This window comes from Peribacillus sp. NPDC097225 (assembly GCF_044761955.1).
Taxonomy (GTDB): domain Bacteria; phylum Bacillota; class Bacilli; order Bacillales; family DSM-1321; genus Peribacillus.
Window position 1 is genome coordinate 139,765 of the sequence record NZ_JBIWDJ010000003.1, and the last position, 21,526, is coordinate 161,290.

The 21,526-nt window shown below is 43.0% G+C and carries 25 protein-coding genes; 16 read left to right on the top strand and 9 right to left on the bottom strand.

Annotated features, from left to right (window positions below; all coding sequences use genetic code 11):
- Positions 1-3: 3 nt before the first annotated feature.
- Together ACIQXH_RS10760 and ACIQXH_RS10765 are read left to right on the top strand one after the other, a co-directional pair.
- Complete coding sequence (locus ACIQXH_RS10760; RefSeq protein ID WP_402955457.1) at positions 4-1,086, top strand: dipeptide epimerase; 1,083 nt, start codon at positions 4-6, stop codon at positions 1,084-1,086.
- A gap of 26 nt (positions 1,087-1,112) precedes the next feature.
- Positions 1,113-2,120, top strand: coding sequence for a C40 family peptidase (locus ACIQXH_RS10765; RefSeq protein WP_402955460.1), 1,008 nt, complete (start codon positions 1,113-1,115; stop codon positions 2,118-2,120).
- An 86-nt stretch (positions 2,121-2,206) separates the two neighbouring features.
- On the opposite strand, the gene ACIQXH_RS10770 is transcribed toward ACIQXH_RS10765, so the two are convergent.
- The 4 genes from ACIQXH_RS10770 to ACIQXH_RS10785 form a co-directional block, all read right to left on the bottom strand.
- Positions 2,207-2,716, bottom strand: a complete 510-nt coding sequence (locus ACIQXH_RS10770) for a DUF2798 domain-containing protein (RefSeq protein WP_403123435.1) — start codon at positions 2,714-2,716, stop codon at positions 2,207-2,209.
- Positions 2,717-2,865: 149 nt separating this feature from the next.
- Positions 2,866-3,426, bottom strand: coding sequence for a TetR/AcrR family transcriptional regulator (locus ACIQXH_RS10775; protein WP_403123438.1), 561 nt, complete (start codon positions 3,424-3,426; stop codon positions 2,866-2,868).
- Between the two features lie 263 nt (positions 3,427-3,689).
- A complete protein-coding gene (locus ACIQXH_RS10780; protein WP_402867593.1) occupies positions 3,690-4,064 on the bottom strand; it encodes a VOC family protein in 375 nt (124 codons plus the stop codon).
- Positions 4,065-4,234: 170 nt separating this feature from the next.
- The gene (locus ACIQXH_RS10785; protein ID WP_402867594.1) at positions 4,235-5,851 is read right to left on the bottom strand and encodes a PucR family transcriptional regulator; all 1,617 of its coding nucleotides are present in this window, start codon (positions 5,849-5,851) and stop codon (positions 4,235-4,237) included.
- A gap of 290 nt (positions 5,852-6,141) precedes the next feature.
- Here ACIQXH_RS10785 and ACIQXH_RS10790 point away from each other — a divergent pair, with 290 nt between their 5' ends.
- The 5 genes from ACIQXH_RS10790 to ACIQXH_RS10810 all read left to right on the top strand — a co-directional run bounded on the left by ACIQXH_RS10790 (position 6,142) and on the right by ACIQXH_RS10810 (position 12,299).
- Positions 6,142-7,197: an aromatic ring-hydroxylating dioxygenase subunit alpha gene (locus ACIQXH_RS10790; RefSeq protein ID WP_402867595.1), complete on the top strand. Its 1,056-nt coding sequence runs from the start codon at positions 6,142-6,144 to the stop codon at positions 7,195-7,197.
- A gap of 202 nt (positions 7,198-7,399) precedes the next feature.
- On the top strand, positions 7,400-8,647 hold the full coding sequence (gene allC / locus ACIQXH_RS10795; RefSeq protein ID WP_403123441.1) for an allantoate deiminase: 1,248 nt from the start codon (positions 7,400-7,402) through the stop codon (positions 8,645-8,647).
- A 14-nt stretch (positions 8,648-8,661) separates the two neighbouring features.
- On the top strand, positions 8,662-9,918 hold the full coding sequence (locus ACIQXH_RS10800) for a pyridoxal-phosphate-dependent aminotransferase family protein (RefSeq protein ID WP_403123444.1): 1,257 nt from the start codon (positions 8,662-8,664) through the stop codon (positions 9,916-9,918).
- Between the two features lie 53 nt (positions 9,919-9,971).
- On the top strand, positions 9,972-11,321 hold the full coding sequence (locus tag ACIQXH_RS10805) for an allantoinase (protein WP_403123447.1): 1,350 nt from the start codon (positions 9,972-9,974) through the stop codon (positions 11,319-11,321).
- Positions 11,322-11,705: 384 nt separating this feature from the next.
- Positions 11,706-12,299: a DedA family protein gene (locus ACIQXH_RS10810; protein WP_402955488.1), complete on the top strand. Its 594-nt coding sequence runs from the start codon at positions 11,706-11,708 to the stop codon at positions 12,297-12,299.
- Positions 12,300-12,342: 43 nt separating this feature from the next.
- Here ACIQXH_RS10810 and ACIQXH_RS10815 read toward each other — a convergent pair whose 3' ends face one another.
- Complete coding sequence (locus ACIQXH_RS10815) at positions 12,343-12,528, bottom strand: YjcZ family sporulation protein (protein ID WP_403123450.1); 186 nt, start codon at positions 12,526-12,528, stop codon at positions 12,343-12,345.
- A gap of 210 nt (positions 12,529-12,738) precedes the next feature.
- On the opposite strand from ACIQXH_RS10815, the gene ACIQXH_RS10820 reads away from it, so the two are divergent.
- The 5 genes from ACIQXH_RS10820 (at position 12,739) to ACIQXH_RS10840 (ending at position 17,081) form a co-directional block, all read left to right on the top strand.
- Positions 12,739-13,482, top strand: a complete 744-nt coding sequence (locus ACIQXH_RS10820; RefSeq protein ID WP_403123453.1) for a metallophosphoesterase family protein — start codon at positions 12,739-12,741, stop codon at positions 13,480-13,482.
- Between the two features lie 72 nt (positions 13,483-13,554).
- Complete coding sequence (locus ACIQXH_RS10825; RefSeq protein ID WP_402867602.1) at positions 13,555-13,692, top strand: hypothetical protein; 138 nt, start codon at positions 13,555-13,557, stop codon at positions 13,690-13,692.
- A gap of 150 nt (positions 13,693-13,842) precedes the next feature.
- Positions 13,843-14,766 carry a cation diffusion facilitator family transporter gene (locus ACIQXH_RS10830; RefSeq protein ID WP_403123456.1) on the top strand — a complete coding sequence of 308 codons (924 nt, stop codon included), beginning with the start codon at positions 13,843-13,845 and terminating at the stop codon, positions 14,764-14,766.
- Positions 14,767-14,974: 208 nt separating this feature from the next.
- On the top strand, positions 14,975-15,664 hold the full coding sequence (locus ACIQXH_RS10835) for a response regulator transcription factor (protein ID WP_402867604.1): 690 nt from the start codon (positions 14,975-14,977) through the stop codon (positions 15,662-15,664).
- Positions 15,654-17,081, top strand: coding sequence for a HAMP domain-containing sensor histidine kinase (locus ACIQXH_RS10840; protein WP_402868516.1), 1,428 nt, complete (start codon positions 15,654-15,656; stop codon positions 17,079-17,081). The genes ACIQXH_RS10835 and ACIQXH_RS10840 overlap by 11 nt, the downstream gene beginning before the upstream one ends.
- Before the next feature lie 54 nt (positions 17,082-17,135).
- Here the strand turns inward: ACIQXH_RS10840 and spx are convergent, their stop codons facing one another.
- The gene (gene spx, locus ACIQXH_RS10845; protein ID WP_402867605.1) at positions 17,136-17,531 is read right to left on the bottom strand and encodes a transcriptional regulator Spx; all 396 of its coding nucleotides are present in this window, start codon (positions 17,529-17,531) and stop codon (positions 17,136-17,138) included.
- A 179-nt stretch (positions 17,532-17,710) separates the two neighbouring features.
- On the opposite strand from spx, the gene ACIQXH_RS10850 reads away from it, so the two are divergent.
- Positions 17,711-17,872: a hypothetical protein gene (locus tag ACIQXH_RS10850; protein ID WP_402955500.1), complete on the top strand. Its 162-nt coding sequence runs from the start codon at positions 17,711-17,713 to the stop codon at positions 17,870-17,872.
- A complete protein-coding gene (gene modB, locus ACIQXH_RS10855; protein WP_403123459.1) occupies positions 17,869-18,522 on the top strand; it encodes a molybdate ABC transporter permease subunit in 654 nt (217 codons plus the stop codon). The genes ACIQXH_RS10850 and modB overlap by 4 nt, the downstream gene beginning before the upstream one ends.
- On the opposite strand, the gene ACIQXH_RS10860 is transcribed toward modB, so the two are convergent.
- Positions 18,523-18,966 carry a GNAT family N-acetyltransferase gene (locus ACIQXH_RS10860; RefSeq protein WP_402867608.1) on the bottom strand — a complete coding sequence of 148 codons (444 nt, stop codon included), beginning with the start codon at positions 18,964-18,966 and terminating at the stop codon, positions 18,523-18,525. It lies immediately after the preceding gene.
- Between the two features lie 109 nt (positions 18,967-19,075).
- Between ACIQXH_RS10860 and ACIQXH_RS10865 the strand changes: the two genes are divergently transcribed.
- Both ACIQXH_RS10865 and ACIQXH_RS10870 read left to right on the top strand, forming a co-directional pair.
- On the top strand, positions 19,076-19,570 hold the full coding sequence (locus ACIQXH_RS10865) for a hypothetical protein (RefSeq protein ID WP_402867609.1): 495 nt from the start codon (positions 19,076-19,078) through the stop codon (positions 19,568-19,570).
- Between the two features lie 203 nt (positions 19,571-19,773).
- The gene (locus tag ACIQXH_RS10870) at positions 19,774-19,971 is read left to right on the top strand and encodes a cold-shock protein (RefSeq protein ID WP_028393295.1); all 198 of its coding nucleotides are present in this window, start codon (positions 19,774-19,776) and stop codon (positions 19,969-19,971) included.
- A 65-nt stretch (positions 19,972-20,036) separates the two neighbouring features.
- Here ACIQXH_RS10870 and ACIQXH_RS10875 read toward each other — a convergent pair whose 3' ends face one another.
- Both ACIQXH_RS10875 and ACIQXH_RS10880 read right to left on the bottom strand, forming a co-directional pair.
- Positions 20,037-20,456, bottom strand: a complete 420-nt coding sequence (locus ACIQXH_RS10875) for a flavodoxin domain-containing protein (protein ID WP_403123463.1) — start codon at positions 20,454-20,456, stop codon at positions 20,037-20,039.
- Complete coding sequence (locus ACIQXH_RS10880; RefSeq protein WP_402867611.1) at positions 20,446-21,498, bottom strand: ribonucleotide-diphosphate reductase subunit beta; 1,053 nt, start codon at positions 21,496-21,498, stop codon at positions 20,446-20,448. Before ACIQXH_RS10880 ends, ACIQXH_RS10875 begins: the two co-directional genes overlap by 11 nt.
- Between the last annotated feature and the right edge of the window lie 28 nt (positions 21,499-21,526).

Consider the following 21,526-nt stretch of genomic DNA (forward strand, 5'->3'; position numbering starts at 1 on the left):
ACGATGAAGATTGAAAGTTTACAAGTATCAGTGGAAACTCTACCACTCATCAAACCATTCAAGACTGCCTTGCGCACTGCAATGGAAATTGAGAACATCATGGTTTCCGTGAAGTTGGAGGATGGTACGGAAGGATTGGGTGCAGCAGCCCCGACGGTTGCCATCACAGGAGATTCCACTAATGGAATCATGACGGTCATTGAAGAAGTGATCGCGCCTCATCTCATTGGCCGTGACATTGAGAGTATTCATGTATTGTCTCAGGTAATCCAACAATCCTGTGTAGGCAATACAAGTGCAAAAGCTGCTGTTGAAATCGCTTTGTATGATGCAGTCAGCAAAAGGTGGCAGCTCCCTTTATATCAATATCTGGGTGGGAAATCGAATGAGCTGAAAAACGATATGACAATCAGTATTGATACACCTGATGAAATGGCAAAGGCGGCCTTGTCCCTAATAGAAGGTGGATTTTCAACGATGAAAATCAAGCTGGGGAAGGATTGGAAGAGTGATGTGGAACGGGTCTCCCGCATTCGAGAAGCTGTGGGGGATCAAGTCATCATCCGGGTCGACGCGAATCAAGGATGGACAACAAAACAAGCAATCTCCATCATTCATGAAATCGAGGAGAGGAAGCTGAACGTTGATTTGGTGGAACAGCCTGTGCAAGCACATGACATCGATGGTTTGAAAGAAATAAAGAGGTCGGTGAACGTGCCGATCATGGCCGACGAAAGTCTGTTTTCCCCTCGTGATGCCTTGAGACTTTTAAGTGAACGGGCTGTTGATTTACTGAATATTAAATTAATGAAAACCGGAGGAATTCGGCGTGCACTTCAGATCGCGGATATGGCAGAAGTAGCCGGGGTTGAATGCATGATCGGAAGTATGATGGAATCAACCATAAGTGTAGCGGCCGCAGCACATCTGGCAACCGCACATCCAAACATCACGAAGATTGATCTGGATGCACCATTATGGATTAAGGATGAACCATTTGAAGGACTTCAATTTAAGAAAGACCAACTCTTCATTACCGATAAACCTGGACTAGGGGTCAAGAGGAAATCCTCTTTTACTCAATAAAACTTTTTGGAAGGGTGATTATGTAGATGGAAAGAAAAAAGGTATTGGTTTTAGTTCTATCTTTCTTTGCACTTAGTATTTTACTATTCAGTTCAAGTGAAGCAAGCGCAAAAGAAAAAGTGAGAAGTGCCTATGTAGATGTAGCGGTTGCCACTCTGTGGACGGAGCCGGACCTATTAAGACAATTGGATGCTCCTTCTGCGTCGAACCCCGTTGATTTGAATGCCTGGATCAAGTCCATGAAGTATGAGGACAAGCTGTGGCTTGTGGGTAACCTGGAAACACAGGCGTTATATGGGTCAAAAGTGACCATACTCGAAGAACGAGGAAATTGGGTGAAAGTAGCAGTAGCCAATCAGTTGACACCCCGAAATGAAGCGGGTTATCCAGGATGGATGCCAAAAGGGCAATTGAAGACAGCAAAGGCCTTTGAAAAACAACTCTCTAAAGGGTTAGTCCTTGTGGATGCTCCCAAGACTTGGCTTTATTCGGATTCGAAACAGCGGTCGAAATTCATGGAAGTCAGCTTTGATACACGCCTTCCACTTTTACAGGTGAAAAAAGATAAGGTAAAAGTTATGACACCAAGTGATGGAGCCAAATGGATAGATAAGAAAGACGTAGAGATCTATCAAAATGAAAATCAAATTCCAAAACCAACGGGTACGGACATCGTGCAATCGGGCAAAGGGTTTTTAGGTCTTCCTTATCTATGGGCCGGAATGTCCGGTTTTGGATTTGACTGTTCCGGGTTTACCTATACGATGTACCACGCTAATGGAATAACGATTCCAAGGGACTCTTCCGTTCAGGCGCAACAGGGGGAAATGGTGAAACGGGAAAACCTTGAACCAGGTGATTTACTCTTTTTTGCCTATGATAAAGGAAAAGGGAAGGTCCACCATGTAGGGATGTATATAGGAAAAGGGAAGATGATTCATTCACCAAACACCTCTACACATGTAAGGATAGATGAAATCGATACATCGGGTTACGGTGAAGAATATGCTGGGGCAAGAAGATATCTAGATTGACTTAAGGCGTTATGATAGTCAAAAGGGGTTCGAAATGAAGATTTCGAACCCCTTTTATTTTGATATTCAGTTCGTCATCCTGGGCATTATTTTATAATGACAACGGCAGGATCTTTTTTATCTTGATTAGCATGTATTTTTACCATGGCCATTCTTGCAAGGGGTTGAATGACTAAACTCTCAGCAATAAGAACGATGAAGAAGTTTCTTGGCCAATATGAAATAAAGTTGCTAAAGGTATCCGAATTAAAACCGTTACCGATGATTCCGCCAATGAAAGTCATGCACATGGACATGCCGAATACAGTGAATACGATACGGAATAAAATCTTTGCGTTAAAGCTATCTGTTGGTTGGGTGAACTTTTTAACCATGTTTTCTGCAATGCGTCCTACAAGGACTGGCTCAATGACCATGGCGATAATAAACATGATTGGCCAAATTTTGATAATATCCATTGCAATTTCCCCATTAAATTCACCAGTTACTGTAATGATACTGAATGACGACATGAATAAAGAGGTAAGAAAACAGATGATACCTCCGTATAATGCGCCCTCTTTGCCGTTTCTTGGTAATCTAGTTTCGTTTTTCAATGTTTTCTTCCTTCCGAAAATACATATTTAGACGTTGTGGCTACGTGATCAATACACGTAAAAAGTATTTACACTACTGATTCTAAGGCGTAATGAAAATCCCTCAACAAGCAAGTCGAGGGGCTTTGTATGGACTTGATTATATTACATTAATACGCCTTTAATAAATTGGGCAATCCCTTCGAAATCGTTCTTAATGGTTCGCTCGAGTTTTTTGTTAAACAAAGCATGATCCCACCTTCGATGGTAGCGGTCAGCATTAATGCCAGTGCCTGAGCTGCTTCTTTGGAAAAGCCATCTTCTATTAATTTGATTGAATAAATATCTTGAATCTTTGTGAAAGTGAGAGCACATGTGGTTCTCACTGGTTCGCTTAGTGATCCCATTTCGCTTACGATACTACTGAATGTATAACCAGTAATCGTCCCATCACGATCATACTGAACGGCCAGTTTTTCAATCATCGATTGAGTAGCCATTTGTGTAGTTGGATGTTGTTGGAAAATTTCTTTCATATCCGAAGTGATAATAGTATTCAAAGATTGAAGACAAGCGATGAGTAATTCTTCTTTTCCGTTGGGAAAGTGGTGATAAAGTGAGCCTTTTGAAATGTTACATTTCTTTAAAATCTCATTTAATCCTACGCCTAAATATCCTTTTTTCTGAAAAAGGTTTGTAGCGATGTCAATGATCAGTGATTTTGTATCCAATCGCAGGAAACCTCCTCTAAACCAACCGGTCTGTTTTTAAATATATCAAAATAATGTTTTATAAGTCAAGATAATTATAAATTCACATTTTTAAGAAATTAAAGTTTATCCCCATTCCCTGATCCTACTAGGATAACGCATATGTGGATGGTGTATACAACGGTATATTCTTTGCTTCCATAAAAAAGAGAGCCCTTAACAGGCTCCTGAATACTCCCAATCATTCTTATTCTTTGTAAGTTCTGTCTGGTCTTGGAAGGTATTTAGCTTTTGACCCGTTCAAGCAATTCCATGCGGTTACCGAAAGGGTCGGAAATGAAGAATCTTTTAACACCTGGGATTCTATCGTCCTCAGTGACATCGATTCCGTTTGTTACTAAATGCTGTTTTAAAGCTTCTATATTCTCTACTTCAAAAGCGGGATGAGCTTTTTTCGCTGGATAAAATGGTTCTTCGATTCCGATATGTATTTGGTGATTGGCGAATTCAAACCAAACGCCACCGCGTTTCTTTAGGGCTTCAGGTTTCTCGACTTCATCAAAGCCTAGCAGGTCCTTGAAAAATGTTCTTGCCTTGTCCTCACTGCCTTTAGGGGCGGCGAGCTGAATATGGTCAATGGACTTAAAAGTAAATGGCATGTAAATCAATCCCCTCTGGATCCAAATGGATAGTATGTTCTTGATTCAAACTTTACACTTATTGTAATAATAAGGAAATTACAATGTTGTTATTTAAACCGATAAGTCTTGCTTATGGTTAACGATCCTAACGTGTTTGTAATGGAAGGATATAATTGGAAAGGCGAAATCTAAGTGGTTAGCAGGGTGTTGATCCTTAGGGCAAGTCGTATTTGCAGTGTGGTTTCAGGGTCTTTCAAGCTCTTCCCAAGTAGTTCCTCGCATTTCTCGAGTCTGTATACAACGGTGTTCCGATGAACAAATAATCTCTTGGCTGTTTCGGAAATTTGGCAATGGGTCTCCAGGTAGACGGATAGTGTCTGCAATAATGGTTCTTGCTCTTCGTTCTTTATTTTCGAAAATCCTTGTAGGGCGAAGTGGTTAAAGTTCTTTAGGTCTTCTTCAGGGATGATTCGTAGCAATTCCATGATGTCTTTTGTCCGGAATGTCTGGATATATCCAGCCCTTTTTGATAGACCGCCTTCCTTGAGGGAGTCATTCGCTTCCTTGAAGGCGTGTTTGATCTGAAGAAATTTCGGGGCCATATGGCTGACTCCGAACGACATGGTACAGTCAAATTGTTTATTCACTGTTCTTTGCAAGGCATGTAAGGAGGATTCTACATATTGAAGGGAACGGTTTGAATCTTCGTTTACCTCATATAAAAGAATGCACTTCTTTCCTTTTGTAAAGAGGTGGATAGGGAGGGTTGAGTCGAGAAGTTCCTCTTCTAAAAATGCATAAACCGAATCGGCTTTTTCCTGTTGCTGTGTATAGTTTTTACTTTCATGGGTTTCGTCCATTTTCCCAACGACGCATATATATGTTTGTTCGTTATGTAAGGAGAACTCTTTTGCCCGGTTTATGATTTCCTCATGTGAGGAGAAGCTGCCATCAAGGACATGGAGGAAGAATTCATTTCGTATATTTCGATCATGCTGTTTGAGTGCGTGCTCTTTCATTAATGCGAAGGAGATGACGTTTGTGGCCTGTTCGATTGTTAAGGTAATCAAATTGTCGCTAGACTTGATTTCTCCTGAAATGGTCAAATATCCAAATGTTTTTCCATCCAGATAGATGGGGAAAACAGTATAGGTTTGCTGATTGGATAGGACTGAAAATGAGAAAAAAGGAGACTTGGTTAGTTGGAAATTGTATCCTTCACTGATCATTTTTTTGATTATTGAAAAAACTGAAGAGGTGCGATATGGATGAATCATCGGTTTAAGGTATTGATCAACCAATGTGATGGGATATTCAATCATATTGGATAAATGATCGAGTAATTTCTGAATTCCTTTTCCACGCATAATGAGATTGGTGAATTGTTTATGTGTTTCCATCGCGTGCGTTAATTCATTGGCTCGTTGATCGAGAATTTGCCGGAGTATGAGATTGGTGATTTCACCGAGAGACAAGTCTGCGGGAAGATCGATGATAGGAAGAGAGAGTTCGTTGGCAAGTTGAAGTATCTCCTCAGGTACTTCCTTCAAGTACCGTCGAGTCTTGATGCCGAGTGCGGCACAACCTTGTTTGGCCATGCCTTCGATGAGAGTCTTGAATAAGAGTGGCTGGTCCTTCAGGTGGTACGCGGTCGTTACGAGAAATTCATTAGGTTTTAGAAAATGGATGATATCCGGGGCATCCATCATGTTGACCGTTTGTACTTCCCCATCCAATCCTAATTCTCCAGCGATAACGTGCATGCCGGGTAAAAACGGCAAATGTAAAAGTTCGGCTACCTTCATCTAAACACACCTCATTCATTAAGATTTTGATTATCTAGGGGTGTGCGAGTGTAATAGTCTTTTCCTATAGAACGTGCTGTGGACTATTTCCTTATCGCCTTCATGATGTGAGTTTTTTTCTATCATATCATACAATTCCTTTGACAATCCTTACAAATTTTCCATTTTATTTTGTTGAGATAGCCAAAATTATATTTTAATGTAAGGTTTTATAACATTGGTGGTGACATAATGTCTGAATATTGGTACTATTTATAAAAAGCTATGAATGAAAAAGGGGAGATGAAGGAATGAAGGAAACCAATGTTGCTACGAAGAAGAAAAAAAGAGTGACACCCTATCCAAAAGAATGCACGTTCAGTAAAGAGGATTGGGATGTATTGACGCAGTATTGGTTTCCGGTGGCGGCGGTCGAGGAAGTGACGGAAAAGCCCCTCGGCATTAAATTGCTGGATGTCCATCTTGTACTTTACCGTGCGAGCGGAAAAATCATTGTGGCTAGGGATCTTTGTCTGCACCGGGGGGTTCCGCTAAGCATGGGGTGGGTGGAAGAAGACAATATCGTTTGTCCTTATCATGGATTTAGATACGGGCCAGAGGGGAACTGCACGGGAATTCCCGCACACCCTAATGCGAAAATATCTCCTCGTCTTTGCATTACCATCTATCCGACGGTAGAACGTTATGGATTGGTCTGGACTTCGATAGCAAGCGATGTTGAGGATATCCCGCCATTGCCGGCATGGGACGATCAGGCATACCTGAATATTCTGCCTCCGTTCATCGACATTGCTGGTTCTGCAGGAAGACAGATGGAAGGGTTTTTGGATGTATCTCATTTTGCCTGGGTTCACTCAGAAAGCTTCGCTGATCGTGATAACCCCGTTGTGCCAAGTTATAAAGTGGATAAAACGGAATACGGCTTACATGTCGAGTATAGAAGTTCGGTCAGCAATTACGGAAAAGACCTGAAACATTTGGAACCGCCGAATTTTGAGTGGCTACGCGTGTTTGACATTTATCCTCCATTAGCGGCGAGGTTGACGGTCCATTTTCCGGAAGGTGGGAAATTATTTATCCTGAATTGCGCTAGTCCGGTCTCGGCTAGGAAAACAAGAATGTTTTCCCCGATGGCGCGAAATTTTGATTTAGATGCACCTCTTGAAGACACATACGAATTCAATTTACAGATATTTAATGAAGATAAGGAAATGGTCGAAAATCAAAAGCCGGAGGAGTTGCCGCTCGATCTTCAAGCGGAAGCCCATATCGCGGCGGATAAGACTTCGATTGCCTACCGTCAACTATTGAGGGAATTGGGGTTAGGCTCAAATTATACAAGTTGATGTGTGAGGGTGTCCTTGTGGACGCTCTCGCTTTTTTTCTACCAAATAAGTTTGTCGTTTAGTGATGGTGTACAAAAATATCTTTGATTTCTAACAGAATTGTCAATGAAGTTCATCATGTAAGCAAGTAAAATAATCCATATAACATAATTTGTGAAGATTCATAACATACAATAGGGCTGAATAAGAGGAGGTAAACGTGATGGCCATGCAAATCAAGGAATCTCTTTATGAAAAAGATGATGTTGCTTCTATGATTGAATGGTTGGCTTCTTACGGGTTAACGGAGAAGCAGGGAGTAACTCGGTTATTATATTCCAAGGCATGGGTGCAGGCCCAGCGAGCATTGAAAATGGAAATGGAAAAAGTGGGTTTACGGACGCATTTTGATAGCGTAGGTAACTTGTTTGGAAGATTGGAAGGGACGAATCCCGGAAGTAAAACAATCCTGACGGGGTCTCATATTGATACGGTTGTCGAAGGAGGGAAGTATGATGGTGCATTTGGGGTCATCGCTAGTTTTCTAGCGGTACAAAGGTTGCATCAAACCTATGGGCCTCCCCAGAAAACGATCGAAGTCGTTTCCTTTTGTGAAGAAGAAGGGAGCCGTTTCCCCTTGACATTCTGGGGATCGAGGAATATCCAAGGGGTGTATGGTCTGGACCAAGTGAAAGGGCTGATGGATTCAGAGGGGTATCCATTTTTGAAAGCCATGAAGGAAGCAGGTTTTGACCCTGATACATATATAACGCCAGTCCGTGATGATATTGAGGGATTCGTCGAGATTCATATTGAACAGGGAAGTATCTTGGAAAAAAATCAAAAGACGATCGGGGTCGTCAGTCATATTGTTGGGCAGCGTCGCTATACGATTAGGGTTCTTGGTGAAAGTAATCATGCAGGCACCACCCCGATGCATGATCGAAGGGATGCAGTCAGTGCAGCTTCGGAATACATTTCTTTTTTAACGAGTAAGGCCAAAGAAATGGACCCTAATTTAGTGGCGACGGTCGGTAAAGTGGATGTGTTTCCAAACGTTCCGAACGTCGTGGCTGGTGAAGTGGCATTTAGTTTAGATATCAGGCATCACCAAGAAGATGTCCTTAATTCGTTTTGTCGGGAGATTTTCTCTACCTTCCAATCTCATGCGGATGGTAACGAGATACAGTTGGAAGTTGCACAGTGGATGGATGTCGTGCCGGTTGAATTAAGTACAGAGATGAATTCCTTGGTTCGGGAAATTACCGAAAATCATAAGATTCCTTATCAAGATATCATTAGCGGTGCGGGGCATGATGCACAGGTGTTTGGTTCGATTTGTCCGACATGCTTGCTCTTCGTTCCAAGTCGGGATGGAATCAGCCATTCACCGAGAGAATTTACGAACATTCAGGACTTAGAAAAAGGAATCGATGTGTTAAGCGACCTATTATATAAATTAGCCTATTAAAGGGGGAAGATGAAATGGCATATAAAGAATTATGGACACCGGTCAGGACCATCATGACTCCAGGGCCCGTGGAGGTGGACCCCCGGGTTTTACGGGCGATGAGCACTCCGATTTTAGGGCAGTTTGATCCTGCCTTTACGAATATTATGAATGAAGTAATGGAAATGCTTCGTCTCGTATTCCAGACGAACAATCACTGGGCTTTTCCAATCGACGGGACATCCCGATCCGGAAATGAAGCGATACTATGCAGCATTATTGAGCCTGGCGATAAGGTCCTGGTTCCGATTTTTGGGCGGTTCGGTCATTTGCTGGTTGAAATTTGTGAGCGACATGGTGCGGAAGTGCATACGATCGAATGTCCATGGGGGGAGGTTTTTGATCCAGCGGAAGTCATTGCGGAAATCAAGAAAATATCCCCGAAAATAACGGCAATTGTTCACGGGGAAACGTCCACAGGATGCATGCAGCCGTTAGCGGAAATCGGTAAGGCCTGTCGGGAGCAAGATGTTTTGCTTGTGGTCGATGCGGTTGCATCGATTGGAGGAACGGAGGTAAAGGTGGATGAATGGTATATTGATGGGTTGATAGGCGGTACGCAAAAATGCCTGTCCATTCCTTCGGGTATGGCGCCAATCACATATAATGAAAGAATTGAAAAGATCATTCAGTCCCGTAAAAAGGTGGAACGGGGGATTGAAACAGAAGAAGATCGTCAACGTATTTCTAGCCATCGTCCCATTCCCTCCAATTATTTCGATTTGGGCATGCTGCAGGATTATTGGGGACCACGTCGTTTGAACCATCATACAGAAGCAACTTCGATGATTTATGCATTACGTGAAGGACTACGCCTTGTGCTCGAAGAAGGATTGGAACAGCGATTTGCCCGCCATAGGCATCATGAGTCCGCACTTGTTGCTGGCATCAAGGCGATGGGGCTTACGTTATTTGGGGATGGGAAAAATAAATTACCATGCGTAACTTGTGTTGAAATTCCAGAAGGGGTGGATGGAGAGCAAGTCCGGTCGATGCTATTGAATGAATTTAGTATCGAAATCGCATCCTCGTTCGGTCCCCTTCACGGGAAGATTTGGAGGATTGGAACAATGGGATTCAGTTGTCGGAAAGAGAATATTCTCTTTGTGCTGGCTTCTTTGGAAGCGGTACTTTTACGCCAAGGGTTCGAGGTGAATCGGGGGGGAGCTTTGCAGGCTGCACTCGACATATACGTAGGGGAATCGGGAAAACGGATCGGAGTGAAATCATAACGGGAAGGTGACTTCCTGTATCTTTTGCCAAACGATTTGAAGGAGTGAACAAGATGTCCACATACGAACTCATTATCCGTAATGGCTACGTGGTATTGCCTGAAGAAGTGAAAAAAGCCGATGTTGCCATCCGGGATGGCATGATTGCCGAGATTGGCAATCTGATCGATGATAAAGGGCTCGAAGAATATGAAGCATCGGAACACTATGTTTTTCCTGGAATGATTGATGTTCATGTCCATTTCAGTGAGCCGGGACGTGCCCATTGGGAAGGGTTTGAAACCGGTTCGCAGATGATGGCAGCAGGCGGATGCACGACCTATTTTGACATGCCATTGAATGGGATCCCTTCCACGATTGATCAACTGGCGCTTCTTGAGAAGGCGAAAATCGGTGAAGCGAAGTCGGTTGTCGATTTTGGCTTATGGGGTGGTTTGGTACCCGGAAATATAGATGAATTGGAAGGGCTAGCTAAATCAGGGGTCATTGGTTTTAAGGCCTTTCTTTCTGCGACGGGCAATGATGAGTTTGAACGGGCGGATGATTTAACTCTGCTTCATGGTATGCGGGAAATCGCCAAGTTGGATAAGATTTTGGCACTGCATGCCGAAAGTGATTCAATTACTCGCTGGTTGAAGCAAGGGAAAGAGGAGCAAGGATTATACAGCGCTGACGACTATGCGGCGACTCGTCCCGTATTAGCAGAAGCAGAGGCAGTCGAACGAGCCATTACATATGCAGAATTGACAGGATGCCGACTGCATTTTGTCCACATCAGCAGTGCATTGGCGATAGAAAAGATAGAACGGGCCAAGCGACGTGGCCTGGATGTAACCGTCGAAACCTGTCCTCACTATCTACTATTCAATCAAGCTACACTCATCGAGAAAGGGTCGGTCGCAAAATGCGCACCTCCACTCCGTGAGAGGGACGAACAGGAAAAGTTAATTGCTTTATTAATAGAAGGAAGGTTTGACATGATTTCATCAGATCACTCCCCAAGTCCTTATGAAATGAAGGATCCTGCGGTGCATAACCTGTTCGAGGCATGGGGTGGAATAAGTGGCGGGCAGTTTTCCTTACTATCGATGATCGAACTGGCCATTACATACGATATTCCTTTACCGAAATTGGCTGATTGGATAGCGGCAGCACCTGCTGAGCGATTTGGACTTTCTTCAAGGAAGGGACAAATCAAGGAAGGAATGGATGCGGATCTTGCTGTTATTTCCCTGAGTCAAAACTATACAGTCAGTAGGGACAATTTTTATGCCAAGCATAAGCAAAGTGTCTATATGGGCCACACCTTCCCCTGTCAAATAACCGCCACCTTCAACAAGGGAAAGCTAGTCTATGATAAGGGCGAAATCAGGAAACAGGCGCGGGGAACGTGGCTAAAATAGTAGGGAAATCGAATTGCACATCTAATATTACAATATTATATGAAGTGGAAAGAAGGTGATTCTCCTATATTTGGATCGCCTTCTTTCGTTGTTTTTGCGGAAAGGGTGAAATGAAAAATCTATATAGTGTAGACTAGTATAGGTATAAGTAGCGATGAATGCAGGGAAGAGACTATCCTCCAACGGTACTAGAAAAATATCCCGGTAATAAAACGTTGACTCTTTATGAACCGTTGTTATAGGATTACGGTATGAAAAAATGTGTAATAGGTATAAAATCCACACGATAGATACCGGTAACTGTCCTTTTAGCAAACAAAGGGTGCCCGTGAACAGCGGGGGCATCCTTTTTTATATGTAATTGTCAGAAAGGGGGAAACCTCTATGGAATCTTTGATCATGGATATGATCGAAGCGTTTAAATCTTTATCTTATTTCGGGGTGTTGCTTGCGTTAACATTTGAATTCATCCCAGCTGAAGTCGTTCTGCCGCTTGCCGGCTATTGGGTATATCAAGGTGAATGGAATTTAGTCTTGACGATACTGGCTGGTTCAATTGGTGGGGTAACGGGTCCATTGACACTTTACGCCCTAGGAAAGTATGGGGGAAGGCCGCTAGTAATGAAGTTTGGGAAGTACTTCTTGGTGAAAGAGGAACAGCTGAACAAGGCTGAGTACTTCTTCGATAAGTATGGAGCGGGAATTGCATTTTTCGGAAGATTTGTTCCCGGAATCCGGACGGCCATTTCATTACCTTGTGGTATTTTGAAAATGAATATCTGGAAATTCATGCTTTATACATACTTGGCGATGCTTCCCGTGACCACGATTTATGTATATCTAGGATATAAGTTAGGGCCGCAATGGGAGCAAGCTGGAGCGATTTTCGCGCAATACGCGAATTTCTTGCTCATCCCAATCGTCCTGATCGTCATTTGGCTGTTCTTCAAAGCAAAGAAAAGAAAAACGAATCAATAACAAAGAAGGCGCCTGGTATAGGCGCCTTGTTTTATTTAATTTGTTAGCAGCATCCGCCGTAACCTCCGCCGCCATAACCTCCGCCGCCGCCGAAGCCCCAGCTACAACCAATGATGACTAGTAAGATGAACAATACGATCAATAAGGCAAAGCCGTTATCGAAACCTCCGCCACCGCACCCATCATTGCATCCATTGTTACATCCATTATTATTATTATAACCACCCATTTAACTTCCTCCTCATAACATTTATGATTTACATACCTAGCAAAACATCTTTACTGGGAATACTCCATACTATGTATTCTAGGCCGAAGTGTTTGCTTATTCATTAAAAATGGGCGTGGGTAGACAGGGGGAGATGAGCCCGAATAATTTTTCCTGGATTTTAAAGATGTTATAATATACCACATATATAGAAGGGGGCTGGTCTTCTCCGTGAAAGTTGCGATTATGACAGATATACATGGCAATGCTTCGGCATTGAAAGCCGTTCTTAAGGAAATTGATGAAAGAAATGAAGTGGAGCGAATCTATTGTTTGGGGGATATGATCGCAATAGGACCCGATACCAATGACGTCTTGGATTTGTTATTTTCGAGAGATGACCTAACGATGATCAGTGGAAATCATGATGAAGCCGTATTGGCCATTGTTAAAGGGGAGGAACATCCAACGGGACATGTCCATGTTAAAGAGCACCATGAATGGATTGCGAAAAGGATGGACCCCCTATTCGTGCCGCTCCTGGAAAAACTGCCTCGCACCCTGGAGGTTCCGGTTCATGACCGCACTCTTTTCTTCACCCATTATCATATGGAAAAGGAAAAGGGGAATGCACACATCAGTGAAAATCCCTTCAGCAAGATCGTTGAACCCAATTTAGCTAACTTGGAGGCCCTTTTTAGAAATCGGTCAGAAGATTTGATAGGATTTGGGCATCATCATCCTCTTCATCACTTTCAAAACGACCAAACGATTTTCCTGAATCCCGGATCGCTTGGGTGCAATAGTGAACCAATTGCACGGTATGCCGTGGTTACCATCGAGGACAACGGCATTCAGGTTCATCTGGGAAATGCGTCGTATGATAATGCTGCCTTTCTTTCGTCCTACAAAAAGTTACAGGTCCCGGAGCATGAATTCATTATACGTGCCTTTCATGGAAATCAGATGATATAGATCCAAGCATAAAACATCTTCCTGAGGATATGATAAAAGTCAAACTGTTACATATTCGAGGAGGAGAGTCCCATGAAGGATTCGGAACAGAACCGTCATCTTCAAGATCCCGAAAATGCAGAGCAGCAACATAGCCTCGTCTGCAATGATGAATTATTCAATAAGGACCTGCGTGCGATCGTCGATGATACCATGCAAAATGAAGGATAGCTTGTTAGGACACTGTAGGACATCGCCTGCAGTGTTTTTTTTGCCCTCCCGTACCTTTTACGCTTTAAATGGGTAAGTCAATCATTTGAAACCATTCTGAAATTATCCCATACTATATATAAGGTTATAGATACGAGAGGAGGGGAAATCATGGGACATCATGAGGGTCACTCCCATGACCACGGACACCACCATCATCATTCAGATAATAAAAAAGCTCTGTTGGCGTCGTTTGTGCTGATCTCGACATTCATGGTAATCGAAGTGATTGGAGGGTTCATGACGAATAGTCTGGCCTTGCTATCGGATGCAGGGCATATGCTGAGCGATGCAGCGGCTTTGGGGCTCAGTTATGCAGCGATTAGGCTAGGCGAGCGAAAGGCGACCCAATCTAATTCCTTTGGATACAAGCGTTTCGAAATCATTGCCGCTTGTTTAAATGGTTTGACGTTAATCGTAATCTCGGTATTCATTTTCGTAGAGGCGATTCGGAGGTTTGTAGATCCGCCTGAGGTTCAAAGTTTGGGAATGCTAATGATTTCAATCATTGGCTTGTTTGTGAATATCATTGCCGCATGGATTCTAATGAGTGGCGATAAAGATGAGAACCTGAATGTACGGAGTGCTTTCTTACATGTAATCGGCGATATGCTCGGTTCAGTGGGCGCCATTGTGGCAGCACTATTGATTTACTTTTTCGATTGGGGAATGGCGGACCCCATCGCGAGTATGATTGTCGCCATTCTAATAGTTATAAGTGGGTATAGAGTGGTGCGCGATTCTTTCCATATTCTAATGGAAGGCACACCAGAACGAATCGACATGGAAGAAGTGAAAGAGAATTTGAAGGAATTGCCGCATGTATCGGATGTCCATGACCTCCATATCTGGACGATTACCTCCGGATTTCTCTCGTTAAGCTGTCATGTCGTCATTGATGCTGGTGGAGACCACGATTCAACCCTTGTTGTTGCCCAAAAACTGCTTCATGACCGACATGGGATTGAACATAGCACGATCCAAGTGGAAAAACAGGATGTGGGGTGCCCGAACCCGCATGAGACATGTAATTGAAACAAGGCCGGCTCATCGATGAAGCCGGCTTTTTTGATGTGTCGTATTTCGGATGAAACCGAGAAGTGTCCAAAAATGTCGAGGAATGATTAGATGAACATATTCCTGACACATTAAGGGGATATGATGGGGGATAAAAGACTGATGCACAGTTAGGTTGGATAATGCAATATGATTCAACTATAATTTAAGAAGGAGGAATTCCTTTATGAAAAAAATTCTAGTCGTTGAAGATGAAATTGCCATTTCGATGGTGTTGAAAGCATATTTACAGCGTGAAGGGATGGAAGTAGTACAAGTTTTCGATGGACTCAAGGCTATTCCGACCTTCGAAGAAACGAACCCTGATCTGGTTCTACTTGATGTGATGCTGCCTGGTAAAGAGGGCTGGGACATCTTGAAAGAAATCAGGGAGAAGGATATGTGTCCTGTGATCATGCTGACGGCATTGAATGATGTGGATTACCGCCTATCCGGCTTTAAGTCGGGAGCGGATGATTATATTTCCAAGCCCTTTGTGGCGGAAGAAGTGATGGCCCGGGTGCATGCCGTTTTAAGGAGGAGCTCGACACCTGTAGTCGAAGAAAAACATGTACATCAATTTGGCAGCTTGTCCATTGATAACAAGGCCTATGCGGTGCACTTAAAAGGGGAGGAAATCAGCTTGACGCCCCGTGATTTGTCATTGCTCATTTTTTTCGCAAAGCACCCCAATCATATTTTCACGAGAGAGCAACTCCTCGATCAGGTGTGGGGCATAGACTATGACGGAAGTGACCGTGCCGTGGATTTGGCCATCAAACGAATCAGGAAAGCCCTCGATGCCTGGCCATCATCTGAAGGGGAGATTAAAACGTTGCGTGGATTGGGGTATCAATTGAGTGTCTATGAAAACTAGGAAACGGACTACCTTGCAGCTCTATTGGACAAAAAGATATGTATTGACGTTGATTTCGGGCTTATTGTTATTATCTGTCTTTTCCTTATGGTGGATGGAAAAAACGGCCCTGGAATATAGGCTGAGCCTTCTTAAGTATTTAGCGGATGAAACGTCCGACCGGGCAATGAAGGAGAATGGCCAAATTGTCGTTGGTCCCATCCTTTCCGAAATCGTGGAAGAAAGGGAAAAAATCCTTCAGCTCAATAAGCAACCGATCATTTATATCGTTGATCCTGATGGCAGTATCATCTATACGATGCCTCAATTATATCTTAATGAAGATAATAGTAAGCTTCCTCACGCCATCATGGATAGTCAGGAATTGATCCAGAAGGTCAAGATTTCCGAAAACAAGGTATTTGTCGTCAAGTCGCCGATCACATTTGAAGGCGAGACAAAGGGGTGGGTCGTCATTGCCCAGGAAGAAGGGGCATTGAAGGAAGTCAACCAGGATCACGGTTTGCTTGCATTCCTGATAGGAGGTTTGCTATGCCTTGGGACGGGCGTCATTTATTTTCTTTCAAGAAAGATATCGAGACCCATCCAAGATGTGGCTAACGCTGCTGTCCAAGTGCGGGAAGGCAACTATGATATCCATTTTAAAGAAGAAGAGGAGATACGCGAAGAAGAGATATACGAACTCGTGGAATCCTTCAAGGAAATGACAAACCGGTTGAAACTCATGGAGAAATTACGGGCCGAATTGCTTGCTGGTGTCACCCATGACCTGAAAACACCGGTCACATCCATTAGCGGGTTGATTCAAGCGGTAAGGGATGACGTGGTTACTGGCGAGCAAAGTAAGGAATTTCTTGATATATCCTTGAAGGAAACTCAACGCCTACAGGTGATGATCGAGGATTTGCTGGATTATAATGCAATGTCGGCCGGTGCCTTTAAAATTCGATTGGAAAGAGAAAATCTAAATACATTCATTCAGGAGATCGCTTATCGTTGGCAGATTACCCAGGAGGATCAGAACTTCACCCTGAATGTGCAGGTTCCGGATGAACCGATTCATGGGCAGATTGATTCACTGCGGATGCAGCAAATTATCATAAATCTGTTGAACAATGCGAAGCATTCCCTGGATGGCAATGGTCAAATCGAGATAGGTCTCTATGATCTGGAAGATTCCCGAATAGGAATCGACGTGAAGGATAGTGGACGCGGCATTCCGCAACATGAACAACAGTATGTGTTCGAACCCTTTTATCGGGGCGAAAACAAAAAACTGAAAGTGCGTGGATTAGGATTGGGCCTTCCCTTCAGCAAGATGCTTGCTAAAGCACAAAAGGGAGACCTCGTGTTGAAAGAAAGCAATGAACAAGGGACGATTTTTACCATTACAGTAGAGAAATCAGCGCGGGTATAACAAAAAAAGGGTTGTCCATTTCTAGTGGACAACCCTTTTGTCAGGTATAGTTGATTAGGCGAGTTGGCTGATGGCACGCCACAATTGAATGTGACGGACTTTTCTTGGAAGGAAGCGGCCCATTTCTTCTTCATTATAGCCAGCATGCAAATTCTTATGATCAAAAATGATCGGGCGACGTAATAAATCTGGATTTGCTTGAATGAGCGTACAAAGGTCGTTAAGTGGGGTATTGTTTATATCGATATTCAAGCTTTTGAATTTTTTGGAACGGGTTGAGATGATTTCATCTGTACCGCCTTCCGTTTTACGTAAAATCGCTTTGATTTCTTCTATAGATAAAGGTTGAGAATATAAGTTCCGTTCATTGTAGGAAATTTCATTTTTTTGAAGCCAAGCTTTTGCCTTACGACATGCTAAACTGCTTGGTGTAGTATAAATTGTAACCATTAAAATCGACTCCCTTAAGGTTTCATATTTTTTATAGGTTTTTTTTGGGTTTTTGCTTTTTTAGTTTATGGGTTAAAATTATTTTGTATTTGTTATACTCTTACTTTAACGTTTGTATGTGTCAGCAATATGTCAAGAAAAATAAACTTAAAAGTTTTTTTTGAAAAGGGAGAATTCGAATGTGGATGTTTAAATTATCGGGAGTGCCTGCATCTGAAGGAAATCCGGGGAATAGGATGAGGGTGGCTGAGCCGTTTTTAGCTAAGGAAAACTATTTCTTAGAAGAGCAACTGTTGCGTTTTCCTTCATTGATGATGTCGACTGTGGGGCAAGGGTCATGACCGCGGACTTTTGGTCACCTGTTAGACTGTCCGTTCAGATAGCCGGAATCTCGGGAATCCTCGTCTTTATTATAGGAATCATGCTTGCCCGCATCACGGCCAAAAAGCGCTTCAGAGGAAGGGTCATCCTGGAAACCGTGTTTTTGTTGCCCCTTGTATTGCCGCCTTCCGTCGTTGGTTTTTTACTGATCGTGTTTTTCGGTAAAAACGGAACGCTAGGTCAAGTCATCGAGAAGGTGTTTAGCCAACCAATCATGTTCACCTGGTGGGCGGCGGTTATTGCTTCTACCGTTGTAGCCTTCCCGCTTATGTACCAATCGGCCAAAACGGGCTTTGAGGGCATAGATGAAGAAATAGAAAATGCCGCGAGAGTGGATGGAGCGGGTGAATGGAAGTTATTCTGGTATGTATCCCTTCCATTAGCCGGCAAATCCATCCTGACCGGAGCGATATTGAGTTCAGCAAGAGCCTTGGGGGAATTTGGGGCGACACTCATGTTTGCTGGAAACATCCCGGGACAGACCCAGACGATACCGACCGCGATATATATAGCCATGGATTCAGGGAATATGACTCTAGCCTGGCTATGGGTCGGTGTGATCATCGCCATCTCTTTCATCATGCTTTTCATCGTGACGTACATAAAATGATTATTTTTCGTATAAACTAATGAAAAATTGAGGTGCGACTTCCACGTCTTTCTTATGAATAAAGCCATTTTTTTCATACAGTTTACGTGCAGGCATGTTCAAGGTACCGGTCGAAACGGATAGCTTCTTCCATGGAATCGTCAGTTGTAGGTGGGTAAGAAGGGCCTGTGCAATGCCTTTTCGGAAATGATCTGGGTGTACGACCAATCGGCAAATCTCTATCAGTCCATTTTCACTTTTATAGGAAATGGCCCCGGCAACCGTATCGTCAACAAAAAAACCGATAAATGTTTCTTTGCAGCGTAAGAATTGATTAAACGTTTCTACCAATGGGGGTATTTCGTCAAATCTAACTAATTCCGCTTCCACTGCATAGGCTTTTTTTTGAAGGGAAAACAGTTGTTGTCCATGGATGGAGCGTAATTCTGGAATATTCATCATCATGCGTAAATCATCTCCTTAAAATCCATTATAATAGAAGTAGGTAAACAGAATGATGGTTTCTTGTGTTATAATCGACAAACAAGATGAACTAATGAAATGAGGAAGAAATTTGTTAACATTTGAAGAAAAATTAAGTATCATTGAAACTTTCCCGGAATTAGAACGGAAAGATGTTTCACTAGGACGCGTCAATTTCCATTTTCCCGGCAGTGTTCAGGAGAAGAAAATTGTCGTACAGCACCTGCATCCGAATGGCAATGGCTTCGTATACGCAGGGCATTTGAAAAAGAAGGAAACAGACCGCAAAGGATTCATCAATATACGTGACTATTCCGAAGAGGAATTAAAAGCATTGATCAAAACTGCCCTATCCTATTTATCCGAACCTCCTGTTATGCAAGAAGAGGAGGCGGACGATGAGTTCGCTAGGTTGGAGGGAACTTGGATTGGCCGTGAAAAGCAGGAGCTTTCGCTTGTTAGAGAAGATCAGCTTTGGAACGTATACTCAGGACCGAACTTAGAGGAGTGTTTCGAAAGTCCAATCGAAGCGGAGCGCTACTTATTGGATGAAGGATTCCGTCAAAGCAAAAAAAGAAAAATGTAGAATTTTAGGATAATTTGTCGGCAAAATTACTCCCATTAATATTGTTTTCAGTTAATTACCCATGATATAATATGGGTAATTATTTTTGTTCGGAATAAGTTGTTTGATAGAAGGATTTACCGTTTTAGGGTTCCTCTTGAGACATTATCCAGAACCAAAAATAGTATAAAAATGGATTTTTTCCAAACACAGGAGGAACTAACATGGTACAAGGTAAAGTAAAATGGTTCAACGCAGAAAAAGGTTTCGGTTTCATCGAAGTTGAAGGACAAGACGACGTATTCGTACATTTCTCAGCTATTCAAGGTGAAGGTTTCAAAACACTTGAAGAAGGCCAAGAAGTTTCTTTCGAAATCGAGCAAGGCGCTCGTGGACCACAAGCTGCTAACGTTCAAAAATAATTGAATGTTAATAAAGACCCCAATTTGGGGTCTTTTTATTTTGTATTTACAAGCTTGGGAGTTTGTTAGTTTGTAAATAGAGAGGCGAACTTTTTTATCCTGGGTAGGTCAGCTTCTTGATACATTTGTTCGATTTTCAATGTAGCGACCAATTGGCTCTTGGCAAATAGCATGTCCCGAAATTGGTCGACGGCTCCGCAAAAATGATTGTAATTGGTTTCACCCGTTCCGAAGACTCCTGTTTTCAGGTGGGAAATCGGCATTTGCTCTAGCTCCGAATAGAAGGCGGACATTCTGGCAGGAAGCTCGCCATTTCCCCAAGTATAAGTACCGACAATCAACGAATCATACTCATGCACTGTACGTATATCAAATTCAAGAACCCGAAATAGCTCTGCTTCGGGCAAAAGGGATGCAAGGACTTCAGCAAGCGCCTTTGTATTGCCGCCTGCCGAATGATAGACGATGGCGGCTTTAAAGCTCATCGAACCCGTTGCTTGCATTTACTTGGCTATAGGTCCTTGATTTTTGCTCGAAGAAGTCGGTCTTCGTCAGCCCGATGGATTCATCGTCGAACGTTTTGATCCAGGGCATCGGGTTCTCGCTATACTCTTGATACAAGTTTTCAAGTCCAAGCATGCGTAATCGTTTGTTGGCGATATATTCAATATACTCGTTGAACTCGTCCAAATCGAGATCTGCTTTTGTTTGGATATCCTCAAGCATATATTCGGACCATTCTTTTTCAAGCTCGACGGCCTTTTCAATCGTCGTATAGATGAACTTCGTATTGTCTTCATTATTCAGTTCCGGATATTCATACATTAAAATTTGTACAAGCATGCCAATGAAATCGAAGTGGACCATTTCATCGCGATGAATATAGGAAATCATCGTTGCCGAACCGGTCATCAGATTTTGCCGGCCCAGATTGTAGTAGAAGGCGAAAGCCAGGTAAAAATAGATCCCTTCAAGGTTCGTGGAATGGATGAGCGCCTCGAATAAGTGCTGAGGGCTAGGGTCGTCCACAAATGTTTGGTAGGCATCCACGATCGGATGGTTCCGCTTGATTACTTCCGGGTGTTCTTTGATCCGGTCAAAAAGCTGTTTTTGCTTGCCGACAGGAATCAAGGAAGCAAGGATGTAAGAATACGATTCATTATGAATGGATTCCTGCTGGGCCATGTTGGCGAGGATCGCCTTTGCTGCCGGATCCTTGATGTATCGAAGGATCTCCACTAATGTTGGTGTTTGCAGGCTGTCCATCCCGGCAATCATCGTGAGGATGTCGAGGAAAGCATCCTGGATATCCTCATCCAATTCACCCCACTGCTTTTTATCCTGGATCATGTTCACGCTCGATGGCTTCCAAAAATTGTTGATGAGCTGTGTATAGGTATCATAGAATTTTTCATACTGAATGTCGTTCCAAAGGAGAAAGCCTGATGCTTCTCCTTTGAAAACGCCGGTTGCCTTGGTAGGATGGGTTGGTTCGAGCATCCTGATTTTCTTGATATGGTTTGTCATCTGTAAAATCTCCTTCAATAAAGTAAAT

What these genes read in the sequence shown, in the direction of transcription:
- ACIQXH_RS10760 (WP_402955457.1), top strand. Translation starts at nt 4, where the DNA reads ATGAAGATTGAAAGTTTACAAGTATCAGTGGAAACTCTACCACTCATC.
- ACIQXH_RS10765 (WP_402955460.1), top strand. Translation starts at nt 1,113, where the DNA reads ATGGAAAGAAAAAAGGTATTGGTTTTAGTTCTATCTTTCTTTGCACTT.
- ACIQXH_RS10780 (WP_402867593.1), bottom strand. Translation starts at nt 4,064, where the DNA reads ATGCCATTTACTTTTAAGTCCATTGACCATATTCAGCTCGCCGCCCCT.
- ACIQXH_RS10785 (WP_402867594.1), bottom strand. Translation starts at nt 5,851, where the DNA reads ATGAAGGTAGCCGAACTTTTACATTTGCCGTTTTTACCCGGCATGCAC.
- ACIQXH_RS10790 (WP_402867595.1), top strand. Translation starts at nt 6,142, where the DNA reads ATGAAGGAAACCAATGTTGCTACGAAGAAGAAAAAAAGAGTGACACCC.
- allC (WP_403123441.1), top strand. Translation starts at nt 7,400, where the DNA reads ATGGCCATGCAAATCAAGGAATCTCTTTATGAAAAAGATGATGTTGCT.
- ACIQXH_RS10800 (WP_403123444.1), top strand. Translation starts at nt 8,662, where the DNA reads ATGGCATATAAAGAATTATGGACACCGGTCAGGACCATCATGACTCCA.
- ACIQXH_RS10805 (WP_403123447.1), top strand. Translation starts at nt 9,972, where the DNA reads ATGTCCACATACGAACTCATTATCCGTAATGGCTACGTGGTATTGCCT.
- ACIQXH_RS10810 (WP_402955488.1), top strand. Translation starts at nt 11,706, where the DNA reads ATGGAATCTTTGATCATGGATATGATCGAAGCGTTTAAATCTTTATCT.
- ACIQXH_RS10815 (WP_403123450.1), bottom strand. Translation starts at nt 12,528, where the DNA reads ATGGGTGGTTATAATAATAATAATGGATGTAACAATGGATGCAATGAT.
- ACIQXH_RS10825 (WP_402867602.1), top strand. Translation starts at nt 13,555, where the DNA reads ATGAAGGATTCGGAACAGAACCGTCATCTTCAAGATCCCGAAAATGCA.
- ACIQXH_RS10830 (WP_403123456.1), top strand. Translation starts at nt 13,843, where the DNA reads ATGGGACATCATGAGGGTCACTCCCATGACCACGGACACCACCATCAT.
- ACIQXH_RS10835 (WP_402867604.1), top strand. Translation starts at nt 14,975, where the DNA reads ATGAAAAAAATTCTAGTCGTTGAAGATGAAATTGCCATTTCGATGGTG.
- ACIQXH_RS10840 (WP_402868516.1), top strand. Translation starts at nt 15,654, where the DNA reads ATGAAAACTAGGAAACGGACTACCTTGCAGCTCTATTGGACAAAAAGA.
- spx (WP_402867605.1), bottom strand. Translation starts at nt 17,531, where the DNA reads ATGGTTACAATTTATACTACACCAAGCAGTTTAGCATGTCGTAAGGCA.
- ACIQXH_RS10850 (WP_402955500.1), top strand. Translation starts at nt 17,711, where the DNA reads ATGTGGATGTTTAAATTATCGGGAGTGCCTGCATCTGAAGGAAATCCG.
- modB (WP_403123459.1), top strand. Translation starts at nt 17,869, where the DNA reads ATGACCGCGGACTTTTGGTCACCTGTTAGACTGTCCGTTCAGATAGCC.
- ACIQXH_RS10860 (WP_402867608.1), bottom strand. Translation starts at nt 18,966, where the DNA reads ATGATGATGAATATTCCAGAATTACGCTCCATCCATGGACAACAACTG.
- ACIQXH_RS10870 (WP_028393295.1), top strand. Translation starts at nt 19,774, where the DNA reads ATGGTACAAGGTAAAGTAAAATGGTTCAACGCAGAAAAAGGTTTCGGT.
- ACIQXH_RS10875 (WP_403123463.1), bottom strand. Translation starts at nt 20,456, where the DNA reads ATGAGCTTTAAAGCCGCCATCGTCTATCATTCGGCAGGCGGCAATACA.
- ACIQXH_RS10880 (WP_402867611.1), bottom strand. Translation starts at nt 21,498, where the DNA reads ATGACAAACCATATCAAGAAAATCAGGATGCTCGAACCAACCCATCCT.